The organism is Salinispora goodfellowii, assembly GCF_059570675.1.
In genome coordinates, this window is sequence record NZ_JCANTD010000014.1 from 105,744 (window position 1) to 122,194 (window position 16,451).

Consider the following 16,451-nt stretch of genomic DNA (forward strand, 5'->3'; position numbering starts at 1 on the left):
TGAATGCGACAATGCTGCTATTGCCAGGTTGAGGCAACGAGCAAACTGACGTAACTGCGCGTCGACACAATTGCCGTCGCGGGTCGTTTCGAGGAACCGGCCCACCCCACCGCCACCGGCGACGCCCACGACGGCGACGTCGGGCTTCGTCCGCGACCGCTGCTGCGGTGGCCCGGACACTTGACGAAGCGGAACGACGCTCCGTATAGTTGCGGAACGCCGCTCCGCTTTGCCATCCGGGGTGCCCGCCCCGCGCGGGCAGCCAAGACGGGTTATCCAACGAGAGGACCAGACGAGATGAGTGAGCCGACCCAGCCTGCCTACACGTTCGGTGTCACCCCCACCCCTGTCCTGTCCGTCAGTCCAGTGGTGCTGCCAGCTCCCGACCGGGCCGTGGATCTACAGGTGCGCGTCTCCGCCCCCACGACCGGAGGCGAGCTACCGATCCTCCTGCTCTCACACGGACACGGCCCCGCACACCACCTGTCCTCACTGAACGGCTACGCCCCGCTCGCGAACTACTGGGCGGCCCACGGCTTCGTCGTCATCCAGCCCACCCACCTCAACTCGAGAACGCTGAACCTGGACCCAGGTGATCCCGAGGCCCCCCTGTACTGGCGGTCGCGGGGTGCGGACATGAAACGGCTCCTCGACCAGCTCGACCAGATCGAGGCCGCCATCGGGCAGCTAGCCGGGCGCCTGGACCGGGACCGCGTCGCCGTGGCCGGGCATTCGTTGGGCGGACACACCGCGAGCCTGCTGCTGGGCGCCCGGCTGACCGACCCGCGCGACGGAACGGAGGTGGATCTCTCCGAGCCCCGGATCAAGGCGGGTGTGCTGCTCGCCGCGCCCGGCCGGGGAGGCGACGCCCTCACCGACTTCACGCTCGACAACTACTCCTTCTTCTCGACCACCGACTTCTCCACGATGACGGCACCCGCGCTCGTGGTCGCCGGCGACCACGACGCCTCCGCCCACCTGACGGTCCTGGGCCCGCAATGGCACACCGACCCCTACTTCCTCTCCCCCGGCCCCAAGTCCCTGCTCACTCTCTTCGGTGCGGAGCACGGGCTTGGCGGCGTCGCTGGATACGACGTGGCCGAAACCACGGACGAGAGCCCCGCGCGGGTCGCCGCCGTCCAGCGGCTCACCTGGGCCTACCTCCGCTCGACCCTCTACCCCGGGGTACCGGCCTGGCAGGAGGCACAGGACGAACTGGCCGGCGGGCCCAACCCGGTCGGCCGGGTCGAGTCCAAGTCAACGCTCGCACGGTAGCCGCGGCGCGCTATCCCCGTGCCGCCAGCGGAACGGCCGCGATCTGCCGCCAGAGATAGGTGTGGCCGGCACGCCGCAGCTCGACCAGGCTGACGGTCTCGACCTGGACCACCACCGGCGGAATCGACCGCACGGTCGCCACCTGCTCGATGACCGGCTTCGCGACGGTGGGTCGGCGGTTGTAGGCGATGCTGACGTGTGGATCGAAGGTCGTGGGGGCGTCAGGTACGGCCCCGGCTCCTCGCACGTGCACGGTCGCGGCGACCACGGCGTGCCGGAGAAGGTGAAACGGCCGGTGCGGACCCACGCTCAAAAAGACCGAGTTCGCCGATCCGGTGAGGGGGCCGACAGTCGCGGCGAAAGGTCGGATGGACGCACACCGCCGGCTGGCCGCGGCGGCCACCGCGAGCGCCTGCGAGCTGGTGATCTCGTCGGTGAAGGAGACCCGTTGCACGGTCAGGTGCAGACCCGCGACGGGAACCAGATCCAGGGTTTCCAGGTGCCCCAGCCGGGCCTGACAGCGCTCGACGAGCCGCTGGACCGCCGGGCGCTCGTCAAACCGAACAATCCAGTGGTAGGAACGGCGGCCCGCCTCCCAGCCGGGCCGCTCCCAGTGGTTGACGAGCCGCTCCAGCTGTCGATAGCGGTGCCAATCCGACCGGATGTACCCGTACTCGTCTGGGCGGTCCGCGGCGCCCTCAACCGGTCTCATCGGTGTGCCTCCCGGGCCGGTCGCGCCGCGCCCCGAGTACCGCACCAACCAGGGCGCTGGTATCTCGGAGGTCGGGAAGAACCGCGTCGGCTCCGCTGGCGGCCAGGGATTCGACACCGTACGCGCCGGTGGCCACCCCCACCGCGAATGCGCCGCTGGAGCGGCCAGCCCTGATGTCCCGTGGGGTGTCCCCGATCAGCACCGTAGGGGCCGGCGGGAATGGGATCCCGTACTTCGCCGTGGCCTTCGTTCGCGCGACCGGCACCAGGTCGGCACGTACCTCGCTGTCCGAGCCGTACGCGCCCACCTCGTAGTCGAGGGCACCGGACAACCCGAACACGGAGACCTTGAGCTGGGCGTTGTGCCGCGTGTTTCCCGTCAGCACGGACTGGACGACGTCACCCTGCCCAGCCAACGCCGCGATGGCCGCCTGTGCCCCCACCTTGGCGTGTCCACGTTCGGCCAACCGCGACGTGAGCGCTTCGAACACCCGGTTCATTATGTCAACCGCCTGTTCCATCACGTCCGGGGTGGCGTCGACTCCGTGCTGTCGCAGCATCAGCCGCAGGACCGCGGGATCGGTCCTGCCCGCGGGGACAATCGGGTACTCCGGGGGTCGGCCGGTCAGCCGGGTGAAGGTCAACGCGTACGCCTCCTTACTCACCCCACCGTTGTCGATCAGGGTGCCGTCGATGTCCCAGAGCACCAGCAGCGGGCCAGCGGCACCGGGCGCCCCGCGAGCAGACTCTGGTCCGGTGTGGTCCCTGTGCTGGACGGGGGGCGTTCGCTCGCCGCTGGCTGTCACATAGGTCGTTGTAGCACCTGTCCTGCCGGTTACCGGCCGACTTGCCGCCTGCGCGGTCGCCCGAGCGGCAGGTCACGCTACCCACGAGTGGCACCGGACCTCGGCTGGTTCCGGTATGCGACGGCTGCAGGCGGCATCAGGGGCCCGGTGCTCAGGGAACGCGCTGGCGGGATCCGCTCGGAAAACGCGGACGGAACACTACCCCCGCCACCTACCTTTTGTGCAGCTAAGTCGTCTTCATCCCGCATAGTGCGCTAAATCCCAGTCGACTACCCGCCGTAAGCGACGAACCCGGCAAGTCGTACGGTGGTTACCGGAGGTTCCACATGCGCGTATCGGTATTTAGCACGAAACCATACGATCGGGAGTTCCTGTCGGCGGCCAACCCGGCCGACGGCCACGAACTGGAGTTCCTCGAGCCCCGGCTGACCCCGCAGACCGCCAAGCTCGCCAGCGGCGCAGCGGCGGTCTGCGCGTTCGTCAACGACGACCTCGGCACCGAGGTACTGGAGCGGCTGGCCGCGGACGGCGTCCACCTGATCGCGCTCCGCTCCGCCGGCTTCAACCACGTGGATCTGGCCACCGCCCGCCGGCTCGGCCTCACCGTGGTTCGGGTGCCGGAGTACTCCCCGTACGCCGTGGCCGAGCACACGGTGGCCCTGATCCTCGCCCTCAATCGCAAGGTCTACCGGGCCTACAACCGGGTCCGGGAGCACAACTTCGCGCTCACCGGGCTGCTCGGCTTCGACCTGCACGGCCGGACCGTCGGCGTCGTCGGCACTGGGAAGATCGGCTTCTGTGTGGCCCGCATCCTGTCCGGGTTCGGCTGTCGGGTCATCGCCAGCGACCCGTACCCGGACGACGCGGTGACCGCGGCCGGAATCGAGTACGTGCCGCTGCCACGCCTGCTGCGCGACTCGGACGTGATCACCCTGCACTGCCCGCTCACCCCGGACACCGAGCACCTGATCAATCCCGAACGGATCGCCCAGATGCGCAAGGGGGTCATGTTGATCAATACCAGCCGTGGGGCGCTGGTGGACACCCGGGCGGTGATCGACGGGCTCAAGAACGGCCAGATCGGCTATCTCGGTCTCGACGTGTACGAGGAGGAGACCGACCTGTTCTTCGAGGACCTCTCCGACCGGGTCCTCGATGACGACGACTTCTCCCGGCTCAACACCTTCCCCAACGTGCTGATCACCGGTCACCAGGCATTCTTCACCGAGGAAGCGATGCGCAACATCGCCGCCACCACGATCGACAGCCTCACCGCCATCGAGCGGGAAGGAGCGGACGCCGTCTCCCAGTCGGCCCGGGTCTGCTGAGCGCGGTAACCGCACACCGACGCGCTGTGCGATATTGACTGCCATGTCTGCACTGCGTACTCCGGACAGCCGGTTCACCAACCTGCCCGACTTTCCTTACGAGCCCCACTACGTCGACCTGGACGGCGTACGAATGGCCTACGTCACGGCCGGCCCAGCGGATGGGGAACCCGTGCTGCTGTTGCACGGCGAGCCCAGCTGGTCATTCCTGTATCGGAAGGTCATCCCGGTGCTCGCCGATGCCGGGCTGCGGGCCATCGCACCGGATCTCATCGGCTTCGGCCGGTCCGACAAGCCGGCCGAGCCCAGCGAGCACAGCTACGCCCGGCACGTCGAGTGGATCCGCAGCTTCGCCTTCGACCAGCTGGGCCTGACCGGGGTAACGCTGGTCGGGCAGGACTGGGGCGGCCTGATCGGGCTCCGCCTGGTCGGCGAGCACCCGGACCGCTTCGCCCGGGTGGTGGCCGCCAACACCGGGCTGCCCACCGGTGACCAGCCGATGCCGGAGCTCTGGTGGCAGTTCCGGCGGATGGTCGAGACGGCCCCCGAGCTGACGATCTCCCGACTGGTGCAGTCGGGCTGCCAGAACGAGCTGACCGAGGCGGAGCTGGCGGCCTACGACGCGCCGTTCCCGGACGAGTCCTACCTCGCCGGCGCCCGCACCATGCCCACCCTGGTGCCGACCGCACCAGACGACCCGGCCAGCACCGCCAACCGCGCCGCCTGGACCGAACTCTCCCGTTGGGAGCGCCCGTTCCTGGTGGCGTTCAGCGACCAGGATCCGATCACCGGGGGGATGGCGCCCGTGCTGCGCCGCACCGTGCCGGGTGCTGCCGGACTCGACCACCCGGTGATCAAGGGAGCCGGGCACTTCCTCCAGGAGGACGCGGGAGAGCAGCTCGGCAAGGTGATCGCGGAGTTCGTTCGGTCCACCTCCACCGCGTCCTAGCCGGGCAACATCTCATCGAGTGAGCGAACAGTTACCTAGAGCGCACCAGGTGGACTAGCCTTACCTGCGCGTTCGCCAGCGACGTCGACACGCCTCGGCCAACCCTTCCCGCCCGATCGGCCGGTTTTCCAGCGAACCCACACCGCTGCGTCGCTGATTGGGCAGGATCGTCCGCAACAAGGAGGTGCCGTTGTGCAGGACACCCGCGCTGTCGCCCTGACCGTCCAGGTGAGCGGCCTGCCACCGGTCAAAACCGAAGCGCTGTCCATCTTCGCCGCCGGGCATCGGCAGGCAACGAGGGTCCGCGCCCTACTTCAAGCGGCCTGTGCGGCGGCTCAGCACACCGGCTGGACCCCGTTGTCCGGGCCGATCGAAGTAAGCCTCGTGCTGCGCTGCCCGCCGGGGCACCGCACATCCGACGCCAGCACGCTACTCGGCGGGGTGTGTGCGGTGCTCCAGGACAAGAAGCGGGTGGCCAGCATCGGTCTGGCCCACCTCGGCGTCCTGGTGGACGTCGCACTCTACGACGATGACCGGCAGATCAGAACAATGACGTACCGGGAGGAGCCGGCGGAGGACTACTCGTACGAGGTGCGGGTCGCCGCCGTGCCGACCGCGGTGTAACCAACGCCGACGGCGGGGTACCCGGTCGCCGAGGAAGGGAGCGCCGATGTCCGAGCCACACGTCACGCTGGAGCCCCGGGACCCGGTACAGAAGAAGCTGCGGGGCCCGCTGGAGGAGCAGCTGACCTCGGCGCTTCAGGCCGCCACCGACCGGGTCCGGGGAAGCTACGCCGGCGAGCCGGTCGAGCAGGTCTGCCAGCAGCTGCTGGACGAGACCCGCGCCGGTCTGCATCCGGACATCGCGGCCGGGTTCCAGCCCGACATGGACGAGTTCTGTCGGGTGGCGGTGGCAATCGTCCGCGGCACGGACGTGTGAGCGCTCCGCCCACCAGAAGCGGCGGAGCGCTCCACGTCAGAAGTGGCGCAGCAGGTCGGGGAAGGCGGTGAGGTGCAGCACCGCCGCGTCGTCGTGGTCCAGGGCGTCGTGCTCCAACACCCAGGTGTTCTCGTTCGGAACGTAGACGGCGTTCATGCCCGCCGCCCGAGCCGGCAGAATGTCCGACTTCGGCGAGTTCCCGATCATCCAGGCACGCGACGGCGCGAAGTCGTGCTCGTTGGCCAGCCACCGGTAGGTGGTCACGTCCTTCTCCGGCACGATGTGCGCGGCCCGGAAGTGGTGCAGCAGGTCCGAGGCGTCCAGCTTCCGCTGCTGCTCCTCCCGGTCGCCCTTGGTGAGCAGGAACAGCTCGTGCCGGCCGGCCAACTCGTCCAACGCCGCCGCCACCCCCGGCATCAGCTCCACCCGGTGCTCGACCAGGGCGACGGCCAGCTCCTCGATTCCCCGCCGCTCGGCGGCCGTGGCCGGCCGCTCCCGCAGCCGCTCGAAACAGTCACCGAGACTGCGCAGGAAGACCTTGCTGCCGTAGCCGTGCGCGACCGCGTTGGCCCGCTCGATGTCGTCGAGGATCGTACGGATCTCGGTGCGCTCCAGGGTCGGGTGCGCCACCCAGGTCAGAAAGTCCTCGATGACCCGCTCGAAGACGATGTTGTTCTCCCAGAGCGTGTCGTCGGCATCGAAGATGAGCACCTGCCCGTGTCGGCGTGCACCTGCCATGTCGCCCTCCCGTCAACAACTGGACCACCGTAACGGCCCCCACCGACCCGGTCACCTGGTTTCGCACTCCACCGCCGGGCGGGTAGCGGCCGGAGCCGAGCCCTTCCGGTCTGTACCGTCCCGTTCGGAGGTTGGGTGCGCTCCCGAGCGGTGCCCCCACTGCATTACAGTGACGTAGCTTCTGGGCGTCCGGGATCCGGGGAGGGTGAGCGGGCATGATGGGACCGTCGCACGCGCTGTCTGGCGCGACGGTGTGGCTGGCCGGCTCCTTGGCGCTGGACTACTTCGCCGACTACGAGCAGTCGCCGCTCGCACTCGCCGTCGGTACCGCGGTCTGCGCGGGGGGTGCACTCTTTCCTGACCTCGACCTCTCCGGCAAGGTCACCCGCAACCAGGGCGGCGCCACGGTCGCCCGCACCTTCGGCGTTTTCTCCCTCTTCGTCGCCGAGGTGACCGAGAAGGTGTCGCTCGGCGTCTACTACGCGACGAAGCTGAAGCGGGACCCGCGCCGCACCAACGGGCACCGCACCCTGACCCACACCATCCCCTTCACCGTGCTGGTCGGCTGGGGCACCACCGCGCTCTGCGCCGCGTACGGCAAGTGGGCGGTGATCGGCATCCTCTTCTTCATGTTCGGTCTCGCCCTGCGCGGCCTCTTCGACGATTGGGCCGAACGCGCCGGCTGGCTCGTGGTGACCCTCGCCTCGCTCGCCGCGGCGTGGTTCACCTTCGCCACCCTGCCGGGAGACCGCGGCTACCCGATGATCGGGGTGGCCGTCGGCGTTGGCTGCTTCGTCCACATCCTCGGCGACATGATCACTCGGGCCGGGGTACCGATCCTCTGGCCAATCCCGATCAAACGTCGGATGTGGCGGATGATCAGTCTGCCGGACTCGATCGCGCTCCGGGCGGGCGGCAAGACCGAAGTGGTCTTCGTCCGGACCGCGCTCACCATCATCGCGGTGCTCTCCGCCGTCGGGCTGGTCGCCCCGCACCTGCTCAGTCGCTTCAACATCGAGGTCTGACGGCCGTGCCGGTGCCCACCGACGACGCCGACGACGCCGACGTCCCGGCGTTCTGGCAGGGGCTCGGCCTACCCGGCCTCGCCGACGTACACGTGCACTTCCTCCCGCCCCGGCTGCTGCGTCGGGTGTGGGCGTACTTCGACGGGGCCGGTCCACTCCTCGGTACCACCTGGCCCATCCGCTACCGGTGGAGCGACGCGGAGCGGCTGGCGCACCTGCGCCGGATGGGCGTACGGGCGTTCAGTGCCCTGGCGTACGCGCACCGCCCCGCGATGGCCGCCGACCTAAACTCCTGGACCCTCGACTTCGCCCGCGCGAACCCGGACTGCCTCCCCTCGGCCACGTTCTTCCCCGAGCCGGCGGCACCCCGGTACGTCACCGAGGCGCTCACCGCCGGCGCCCGGGTGTTCAAGGTGCACGTGCAGGTCGGCGGGTTCGCCCCGACCGATCCGCTGCTGGATCCAGTGTGGGGGCTGCTCGCCGACGCCGGGGTGCCGGTGGTGGTGCACGCCGGACACGCGCCGGCCGGTACCGACCACACCGGCCCCGGCCCCTTCGCCGCCCTACTCGCCCGGCACCCGCGACTAGCCGCGGTGGTGGCGCACCTCGGCGCACCGGACTACACGGCCTTCCTCGACCTCACCGACCGGTACGAGAACGTGCGGCTGGACACCACCATGGCCTTCACCCCGTTCTTCGACCAGGCCGTGCCCTTCCCCACCGCGGAGCTGCCCCGGCTACGCGAGCTGGGCCTGGCCGGCAAGGTGCTGCACGGCAGCGACTTCCCCAACCTGCCCTACGCGTACGCCGCGCAGCTCACCGCGCTGGCCCGACTCGACCTGGGCGACGCCTGGTTGCGGGCCGTGTGCTGGACCAACACCGCCGACCTGTTCGATCTGCCGGGCTGACTACGCGCCGACCCGCTGCGGTGGGACGGTCAACCCGTACAGGGCCATCGACTCCGGGCTGTCGACCCGACTGCCGTCGGCGACGGTGTCACAGGAGATGTCGACGATCTGGTCCTTGTGCGCCAGCAGGTACGGACGGGCGCCGACGTCCGCGCTGGCCAGCGTGGCGATGCCGGACCAGTGCCGGCGGCCGAACAGCATCGGGTAGCCGCGCAGTCCGCCGTAGGTGGCGCAGACCAGCACGTCCGGGTACGGCAGTGCGGCGACCCGCTGGACCGCCGCGGCGGTCAGGCCCGGCATGTCCACCGGAACGACGACCACCGCCTCGACTGTGTCGTCGTCGATGGCCGCGAGGCCGGCCTTGATTGAGGAGCCGACTCCGGTTCCCCAGGCCCGGTTCACCACCACGGTGGCCCGGGTGAGGTCAGCGGTTTCCTGTACCTGGTCGGCGGCGGCGCCGAGGACGACCACGATCTGCTCGCAGCCCGCCGCCGTCATCGTGTCGACCATCATGCTCACCAGTGGTTTCTCGCCCTGGCACAGCAGCGCCTCGGGGCCACCGATCCGGCGCCCGCCACCCGCGGCGATGATCATTCCTGCGGTCCGGTTCAGCGGGGCCACCTCCGTCTTGGTAACGGACCGGGCAGGCCGCCCGCCCGGTCCGGGACGCACAACGGACCCAACGAGCAGTCAGCGTTCAGGTTCCGGGGGGCGAATCGGATATTCCGGCTATCCGAGACAAAAGGCTAGAGTCAGTCGCACGGCCTGGAGTGACGGCGTCTCCCAGGCGCAGGCCGAAACAGCGGCTCCGGCCGGCAGCCCACCCACGCCGTCGAGGGCGGTGTCAGAAGGCGTCGGCGTAGCACTCAACGGTGCAGAGATCGAGCGGGAAACGCACCGGCGTCCGCCCGAAGAGCAACGCGCTCGCCCGCTCCCCGCACCGGGTCACCGCCGCGGCCACCGCCCCGGCCCGCTCGGCGCGACAGTGCACGATCACCTCATCATGCTGGAAGAAGACCAGCTCGGCGTCGCCACCGGCCACCCCCACGTCGCTACCGGCCAGCTCCCCCCGGAGCGTGGCCAACAGCGTCGCGGCCCACTCGGCGGCGGTGGCCTGGATGACGAAGTTTCGGGTGAACCGGCCGCGCGCCCGAGCCCGCGCCGACCGGCTCCCCTCGCCCCCGACCGGGTCCGCCTCGGCAGGGTCGACCGAGCCGGGCGGGCAGGTACGGCCGAGCCAGGAGCGAACCAACTCGCCGGACTCCCCGCTGCGCGCGGCCGACTCCAGATAGCCGAAGGCCGCCGGATAGTTACGCCGCAGCACCTCCAGCGCCGGTGCCGCCGAACCGCCGGTCTGCCCGTACATGGCGCCGAGTAGGGCCACCTTGGCCCGCGCCCGGTCCCCGCCGAACGCGTCGACGGCCAGCGCGGCGTACAGGTCGCCCGCCCGGGCCGCGGCGGCGAGCCGAGTGTCGCCGGAGACCGCTGCCAGGATCCGCGGCTCGAGCTGCCCCGCATCGGCGACCACGAACGTCCACCCCGGGTCCGCCACCACCGCCCGCCGGATCACCTTCGGGATCTGTAGCGCCCCACCACCTCGGGTCGCCCACCGGCCGGAGACCACGCCACCGGGTACGTACTCCGGGCGGAACCGACCCTCCCGCACCCAGGCGTCCTGCCAGGCCCAGCCGTGCGCCGTCCAGATCCGATAGAGCTCCTTGTACGCCAGGACCAGCGGCGCCGCGGGGTGGTCAACGCCACGCAGCACCCAGGACCGGGTGTTCGGCACCTCCACCCCCGCCCGGGCGAACGCCCGCACCAGTTCCAGCGGCGAATCGACGTGCAGCTGCGGAACGTCGAAGGCGGCCGCGATCCGGGCGGCCAGCTCCGCCAGCCGACGTGGCGGCCCACCCACCGGGGAGGGATCACCGAGCAGCTCGCCGAGGAGGGCATCGTGCACGTCCACCCGCCACGGCAGCCCCGCCGCCCCCAACTCGACGGCGCTCAGCGCCCCCGCTGACTCGGCCGCCACCAACAGCCGGAACCGGCCCGGCTGCTCGGTGGCGGCGATCCGAGCGAGTTGGTCGGCGTAGACCCGGGTCAGGGCCACGATGCCGGGACCCGGCGGAGCCGGCGGCGACTCGAAGAGCGCACCCTGGCCATGGCCCGGGGGCTCGGCCAACCGCGACGGCGGATCGGGCGGCACCGGCGCGCCGGTCAGGCGCGCCCAGGCGGCCGCGAAGGAACGCGGCTCACCCCACCGGCCCGCGTGACCGAGGAGCAACGCCTCGGTCAGCTCGATGTCGTGGCAACGGTCAACCCGCGCCCCGGCCCGCAGCAACACGGGGTAGAGCGCCGCGCCGGATGCCCAGACCCAGCGGGGGCGCTCCCTTTGCTCGCGGTCGGCCACCGCGACAGCCAGGTCGGCGACCTGCTCCGGCGGCCCGATCGGCGCTCCGGCAGCGTCGAGCGGCTGCAGCACTCCCCCGCCGACCCCGACGCCCACTCCCGGAGCAGCGGGGAGCCGATGGTCCGCACCCGCCACCACCGCCACCACCGCCATGATCGCAATTCTGCCCGCCCGGTACGACATCGCCGGCCAGCCCGGCGGCAAATCAGTCGCGAGGCTGGCCGGCAGCGGATCCGCCGGCCTGGTGGGCCGGCGGCGGTCCGCCGGGCTGGCGGTGGGGTGGGCTACTTGCTGATGCCCGCGGTCAAGCCCGACTGCACCTGGCGTTGGAAGACGATGTACACGATCAACACCGGCAACATCGCCATGGTGACCCCGGCGAAGAGGCCGGACCAGTCGGCCTTGTACCCCTGATTGACGGACAGCCCGATCAGGCCCTGGGCGATGACCTGGTTCTTCGATTCACCATCCGCGGACTGCATCAGCAGCGTCGGCAGATACCACTGGTTCCACTGACCGAGCACGTTGAAGATACCGATGCTGATCAGGCCAGGCTTCGCCATCGGCAGCATCACGCTGAAGAACAGCCGGGTGTGCGAGGCCCCGTCAACCAGGCCCGCCTCGGCGATCGCGTTCGGCAGGGTCCGGAAAAAGGAGTGCATGAAGAAAACCGTGAACGCCAGTGACCATGCCGCGTACACCAGGATCAGCATCAGGTGCTTGTTCGGCCCGAGCGGCGGGAAGAGCGCCCCGGTGTTGTAGACGCCCTTGAACAGCGGTACGGCGGCGAGGTAGATCGGCAGCGTGAAGCCGGAGAGGAACATGTAGTAGAGCAGTCGGTTACCGGGGAACTCGTAGCGCGCCAACACGTACGCGGCCATCGAGCCGAGCAGCATGGTCAGCGTGACGCTACCGGCCAGCACGAGCACGGTGTTGAGGAAGAAGTCGCCGAGTTGCCCCTCGGTCCAGGCCCGGCCGAAGTTCTCCCACCGCAGCGTCTCCGGGATCAGTGACAGCGGCTGCCGGATAACCTCCGCGTCGCTCTTCAGCGCCGACATGACCACCCAGACCAGCGGGTAGACGACCATGATCGCCCAGACCAGCAGGAACAGGTGGGAGAAGCCGTTGAAGAACTGTGCGCCGGGCCGCCGGCCGCCGGACCCGTTGCGGCGGGCCGACGTGGTGCGGGCCGGGGGACCGAGATCCGGCCCGACGGGACCGGGGTCGTGGGTCACCGTACTCATCGTCGACTCCTCAGTACTCAATCCGCTCGCGGCGGGTGATTTTCAGCTGCACCGCGGCCAGGAGAAGCGCGAAGATCGCCAATGCCACACCCATCGCGCAGGCGTAGCCGAACTGCCCCTTCTGGAAGGCGGTGAAGTTGAGCACCGACGCGAAGATCTCGCTGGCGTGGTTCGGGCCACCCTGGCTGGGTGTCATCACGAAGACCAGGGCGTACATGTCCAGGGCGATGAAGCCCAGATAGATCCAGGCCACCGAGACGGTGTCCCGCAGCAGCGGCAGCGTGATCCGGAAGAACGTGTGGAACCGACCGGCACCGTCGAGGATGGCTGCCTCGAAGACGTCCTTCGGAATCGACTGCATCGCCGCGGAGAAGAGCACCATGTAGAACCCGGCGCCGCTCCAGACCGCGATCAGCAGCAACCACCAGAGCACCGCGGGGACCCCGAGAAAGGGCTCCGGGTCGAACATGAACAGGATCGGGTTCTCCGGGTCAACCAGCCCGATCTTCATCAACACGCCGTTGACCAGGCCCTGCCCGTCGGCCCGGTATATCTGCTGCCACATGACGGCGACGACGACCAGGGAAAGCACCTGCGGGAAGAAGAAGATGACCTTGTAAAGGCCGGAGCCGAAGACACCCCGGATGCCGGCTCTGTCCTCGCGCCCGCCCACGTTGAGCAGGAACGCGAGGAACAGGGCCAGCGCGATCGTGAGTAGCGGCACGGTGATCAGAAAGAAGACGTTGTGCCAGAAGGCCTTCCTGATCAGCTCGTCGGAGAAGAGCCGGACGTAGTTGTCCAGCCCGACGAACTGCTGCCGGTCGGAGTACCCACCCCAGTCGGTCAACGAGTAGCCAGCCGCCTGGGCGAAAGGCCAGACCACGTAGAAGAGGTAGAGCGCGACCGGCAGGGCCAGGAAGCCCGTGATGAAACGCGCGACACCGTGCCGCATGGGATTCAATGTCTCCGTTCGGGTCAGGCGGAGCGGGTCTGCTTCTTGATCGACGAGTCACTGGCGACCTTGTCGGCAGCACCCTGCATGCCGTCCACGAACTGCTGGGCGGTCAACCGACCCGCCATCAGCTCCGCGGAGAGGTTCTGGCTCTCCTTGTCCAGGTCGGCGTAGAAGTTCCAGAACTTGACCGAGACGAGATCCTGCGGAGCGTTGCTCATCAGCTCGTTGGCACTGGCCAACGCCGAGTCCTCGACGTTGTCCCCGGAGCCCCTGGTGGAGGCGAGGGATTTGGTCAGCTCGGCGAACTTCGCCGAGCCCTCCTTGGAGAGCACCGCCCGCAGGAACTCCTTGGCGGCGGCCTTGTTCGGCGCCTTCGAGGGCACGACGATGCCCTCGCCCGCACCGGCGTAGACGTCGTTCGGCGCCTTGTCGCCCGCCCCCAGGCTCCAGTAGTCCGACAGCTTCATCTCGAAGCCCGGGGGAATGGTCTCCGCCATCTCGTTCTTCAGCCAGGTGCCGACCTGGATGAAGGCGGCCTTGCCGTCGAGCCACGCCTGCTGCGACTGGGTGTGGTCGAGCTGGCCGGGGAGCAGCAGCTTGTCCTTGACCAGCTTCTCCCATGCCTCCAGGGCCGGCAGCACCCCGTCGGCCTTCCAGGCGTTCTCCTTCAGGTTGTCGATGTCGATCACCGCCTGCTTGCCGGCGGACTTCCAGATCGTCGCCATCAGCGCCCAGCGCGGGTAGTAGCCGTGCACCGCGTCGTAGACGTACGGGGCCATGCCCTTTGCCTTGATCTTCGGTGCGAGGGCGAAGAAGTCGTCGAAGGTCTTCGGCGGCTGCCAGCCCTCCTTCTCGAACAGGGCGGCGTTGTACCAGTTGCCCCAGACCGTGTACGCGACGTTCACCACGTAGAACTTGCCCTGGTAGGTGCCGTCGTTGACGGTCCCCGGCAGCAGGGTGTCCGCCACCGTGCCCTCGCTGTCCCACGCCGGGGCGGCGAGCAGATCCTCCAGCGGCTCGATCGCACCCTCGTTGATCAGGGTGCTGATGTCCATAATGTCGGCACCGGAGTTCATCACGACGTCGCTGGGCTGGGTCGCCATCTTCGGCTGCTCTTCGGTCTTGATCTTCTGGGTCGAAGACATGTTGACCGTGACGTTCGGACGCTTGGCCTTGAAGACGGCCTCGTCCTCCTTGGCCCACTGGTCGCCCAGCCCGCCGTCGAAGATGACCACCTTCACGGAGCTGCCGTCCTGGACGCCGAACGGGTTGTCCTTGCTCTTCGCGGCGCCGGAGTTGTCGTCCTGGGCCGGCTCGCTGCCGGCGCAGGCGCTGAGCAGGCCGGCAGCCGGGATGGTCAGCAGACCCGCGGCGGCGGCGCGCCGCAGCAGGGTCCGACGGTTGAGATCGGGGGTAGCGGACATTCGACTCTCCTTAGCGGTAGATCGGGGGTACCACTGTGGGTTGATAGATCCGTCGTACGGCCTCGGCGGTCAGCGGGACCGCTTCGGCGTACCGTGTGCGCTGGTCATGACCGGGCCTCCTGCACTGCCTTGTGCCCCTCAACGGCCTGGGCGGTACGCCGCAGGGCCGCGTGGGCTCGGTCGTGGGTGCGCTGCGCGACGGCGATGTAGAGCAGGTCGAGCACGACCAGCTGGGGGTGCCGGGCGGACAGCGCATCGGGGCGGAAGGTGGTGGCACCGCTGGCGGTGAGCAGCACGATCTCCGCCAGCTCGGCGAGCGGCGAGCGGGCGAAGCCGGTCACCGCGACGGTGGTCGCGCCCCGGCTGCCGGCCTCCGCCAGCATCTCGATGGTCTCCCGGGTCCGACCGCCGTGCGAGACGCCGAGGGCGACGTCGCCGGCCCCCAACAGGGCCGCCGCGGCCAGCCCTTCGTGCACGTCGTTCCAGGCCCAGGCGGCGACTCCGATGCGGTGCAGCATGAACTGCATCTCCTCGCCGACCAGGGCGCTACCGCTGGCGCCGAATATGTTCACCCGGCCCGCTGCGGCGATCGCTGCGGCGGCCCGCTCCACCTCGGCGAGGTCGAGCAGGGCAGCGGTGTCGTGCATCGCCCGGGTGTCGGCGGCGATAATCTGTTCGAGCACCCGGCGCAGCGGATCGCCGGGCTGAATCTCGCGGCCGATGTCGACGGCCCAACCGGCCAGGCGGGCTCGACCGCTCTCGGCGGCGATGCCGAGCCGAAGGTCCGCATAGCCCTCGAAGCCCATCGCCCGGCAGAAGCGGGTGATGGTGGCCGGGGAGGTGCCACTGCCCTCGGCCAGCTCGACGATGGTGGCGCGGGTGACGGCCTCCGGGTCGCTGAGCACGTGTTCGGCGACCCGGCGCAGGGCCCCGGTCAGGTCGCCCACCCCGGCTCGGACCCGGGCCAGCACGCCGTCGGCCGCATCAGCACGGACGCCGCGGCGGTCGAACCCGTCGGCGTCGGCCACCGCGGTCTCCACGGTGGTGCCCACCTCGCGATCAGCCATCCGAGACTCTTTCCACAAAGAAGGTTTACTGTTGGTAAAATTTCTTACTGAACCCCGCCTCATGTCAAGACCATGGATGAAGTTTTCAAAACGTTACCTTTGGCGCCGACTCACCGGGCCGGCCGGCGCTCTTCCCGGACCACACCGACCGGGCGTGATCACATCCGGACAATTGACTTAGGCGCGTAGTTCTAACCTTTCCGGGCCCCGATAGATGGTTTCACATGGTCCATGCCGGTTTGGGGCGTGGTCGGGGGCACGGTGGTGGCGGAATCTCGGCGGGGGTGGGGACGTTACACCCTGCGTACGGCCGTGGAGGTGCCCCGCTCGGGCGGGTGCCGCCGGGTGCGGGTCGCCGGGAATGCCGGTGGCCGGCCGGTCGTTACATCTGGACCCGGCGCCGTGTGTGTGCCCCGGTGAGGCCCACGGCCGCCGCCCCCTCTTTTCTTCCCTGTTTCTTTTTGAGCGCCGGACGGTGCTTGCACCCTGCCGCCTGACCCCCCTTTCGGGCGTGTGTGTGGGTGTCGACCCCCGAATGGAGCAACCCCCATGAACACGATTCTGCGTCGTAGTGTCCTTGGTGTCGCTGGTCTGGCCCTGTCCACCGGTGTCATCGCCGGCCCCCTGGGCACCCTGACCGACACCACCCCCGCCCCGGCCTCGGCCGCCGC

At 69.4% G+C, this 16,451-nt stretch carries 16 protein-coding genes; 7 read left to right on the top strand and 9 right to left on the bottom strand.

Annotation, left to right across the window (positions count from 1 at the left end; all coding sequences use genetic code 11):
- Positions 1-297: 297 nt before the first annotated feature.
- The gene (locus T398_RS15270) at positions 298-1,275 is read left to right on the top strand and encodes an alpha/beta hydrolase family protein (RefSeq protein ID WP_496447611.1); all 978 of its coding nucleotides are present in this window, start codon (positions 298-300) and stop codon (positions 1,273-1,275) included.
- Between the two features lie 10 nt (positions 1,276-1,285).
- Here the strand turns inward: T398_RS15270 and T398_RS15275 are convergent, their stop codons facing one another.
- Both T398_RS15275 and T398_RS15280 read right to left on the bottom strand, forming a co-directional pair.
- Positions 1,286-1,987 carry a 2'-5' RNA ligase family protein gene (locus T398_RS15275; protein ID WP_496447613.1) on the bottom strand — a complete coding sequence of 234 codons (702 nt, stop codon included), beginning with the start codon at positions 1,985-1,987 and terminating at the stop codon, positions 1,286-1,288.
- Positions 1,974-2,792 carry an HAD family hydrolase gene (locus T398_RS15280; RefSeq protein ID WP_496447615.1) on the bottom strand — a complete coding sequence of 273 codons (819 nt, stop codon included), beginning with the start codon at positions 2,790-2,792 and terminating at the stop codon, positions 1,974-1,976. The genes T398_RS15275 and T398_RS15280 overlap by 14 nt, the downstream gene beginning before the upstream one ends.
- Before the next feature lie 326 nt (positions 2,793-3,118).
- On the opposite strand from T398_RS15280, the gene T398_RS15285 reads away from it, so the two are divergent.
- The 4 genes from T398_RS15285 (at position 3,119) to T398_RS15300 (ending at position 6,009) form a co-directional block, all read left to right on the top strand.
- Positions 3,119-4,120 carry a 2-hydroxyacid dehydrogenase gene (locus tag T398_RS15285; protein ID WP_496447616.1) on the top strand — a complete coding sequence of 334 codons (1,002 nt, stop codon included), beginning with the start codon at positions 3,119-3,121 and terminating at the stop codon, positions 4,118-4,120.
- Between the two features lie 43 nt (positions 4,121-4,163).
- The gene (locus tag T398_RS15290) at positions 4,164-5,069 is read left to right on the top strand and encodes a haloalkane dehalogenase (protein WP_496447618.1); all 906 of its coding nucleotides are present in this window, start codon (positions 4,164-4,166) and stop codon (positions 5,067-5,069) included.
- 192 nt (positions 5,070-5,261) lie between these two features.
- Positions 5,262-5,693: a RusA family crossover junction endodeoxyribonuclease gene (locus T398_RS15295; protein WP_496447619.1), complete on the top strand. Its 432-nt coding sequence runs from the start codon at positions 5,262-5,264 to the stop codon at positions 5,691-5,693.
- A 46-nt stretch (positions 5,694-5,739) separates the two neighbouring features.
- A complete protein-coding gene (locus tag T398_RS15300) occupies positions 5,740-6,009 on the top strand; it encodes a hypothetical protein (RefSeq protein WP_496447621.1) in 270 nt (89 codons plus the stop codon).
- 36 nt (positions 6,010-6,045) lie between these two features.
- Here T398_RS15300 and T398_RS15305 read toward each other — a convergent pair whose 3' ends face one another.
- A complete protein-coding gene (locus tag T398_RS15305; protein WP_496447623.1) occupies positions 6,046-6,747 on the bottom strand; it encodes an HAD family hydrolase in 702 nt (233 codons plus the stop codon).
- A 215-nt stretch (positions 6,748-6,962) separates the two neighbouring features.
- On the opposite strand from T398_RS15305, the gene T398_RS15310 reads away from it, so the two are divergent.
- Together T398_RS15310 and T398_RS15315 are read left to right on the top strand one after the other, a co-directional pair.
- On the top strand, positions 6,963-7,772 hold the full coding sequence (locus T398_RS15310; protein WP_496447625.1) for a metal-dependent hydrolase: 810 nt from the start codon (positions 6,963-6,965) through the stop codon (positions 7,770-7,772).
- Between the two features lie 5 nt (positions 7,773-7,777).
- A complete protein-coding gene (locus T398_RS15315; protein WP_496447627.1) occupies positions 7,778-8,680 on the top strand; it encodes an amidohydrolase family protein in 903 nt (300 codons plus the stop codon).
- Here the strand turns inward: T398_RS15315 and T398_RS15320 are convergent, their stop codons facing one another.
- From T398_RS15320 to T398_RS15345, 6 genes are all read right to left on the bottom strand, one after another.
- Positions 8,681-9,274, bottom strand: coding sequence for a nucleotidyltransferase family protein (locus T398_RS15320; RefSeq protein ID WP_496447652.1), 594 nt, complete (start codon positions 9,272-9,274; stop codon positions 8,681-8,683).
- Positions 9,275-9,524: 250 nt separating this feature from the next.
- The gene (locus T398_RS15325) at positions 9,525-11,273 is read right to left on the bottom strand and encodes a bifunctional 3'-5' exonuclease/DNA polymerase (RefSeq protein ID WP_496447629.1); all 1,749 of its coding nucleotides are present in this window, start codon (positions 11,271-11,273) and stop codon (positions 9,525-9,527) included.
- A gap of 101 nt (positions 11,274-11,374) precedes the next feature.
- Positions 11,375-12,334: a carbohydrate ABC transporter permease gene (locus tag T398_RS15330; protein WP_496447630.1), complete on the bottom strand. Its 960-nt coding sequence runs from the start codon at positions 12,332-12,334 to the stop codon at positions 11,375-11,377.
- Positions 12,335-12,344: 10 nt separating this feature from the next.
- The gene (locus T398_RS15335) at positions 12,345-13,286 is read right to left on the bottom strand and encodes a carbohydrate ABC transporter permease (protein ID WP_496447632.1); all 942 of its coding nucleotides are present in this window, start codon (positions 13,284-13,286) and stop codon (positions 12,345-12,347) included.
- Between the two features lie 23 nt (positions 13,287-13,309).
- A complete protein-coding gene (ngcE, locus tag T398_RS15340) occupies positions 13,310-14,713 on the bottom strand; it encodes an N-acetylglucosamine/diacetylchitobiose ABC transporter substrate-binding protein (RefSeq protein WP_496447634.1) in 1,404 nt (467 codons plus the stop codon).
- A 104-nt stretch (positions 14,714-14,817) separates the two neighbouring features.
- Complete coding sequence (locus tag T398_RS15345) at positions 14,818-15,780, bottom strand: MurR/RpiR family transcriptional regulator (RefSeq protein WP_496447635.1); 963 nt, start codon at positions 15,778-15,780, stop codon at positions 14,818-14,820.
- Positions 15,781-16,451 lie beyond the last annotated feature (671 nt).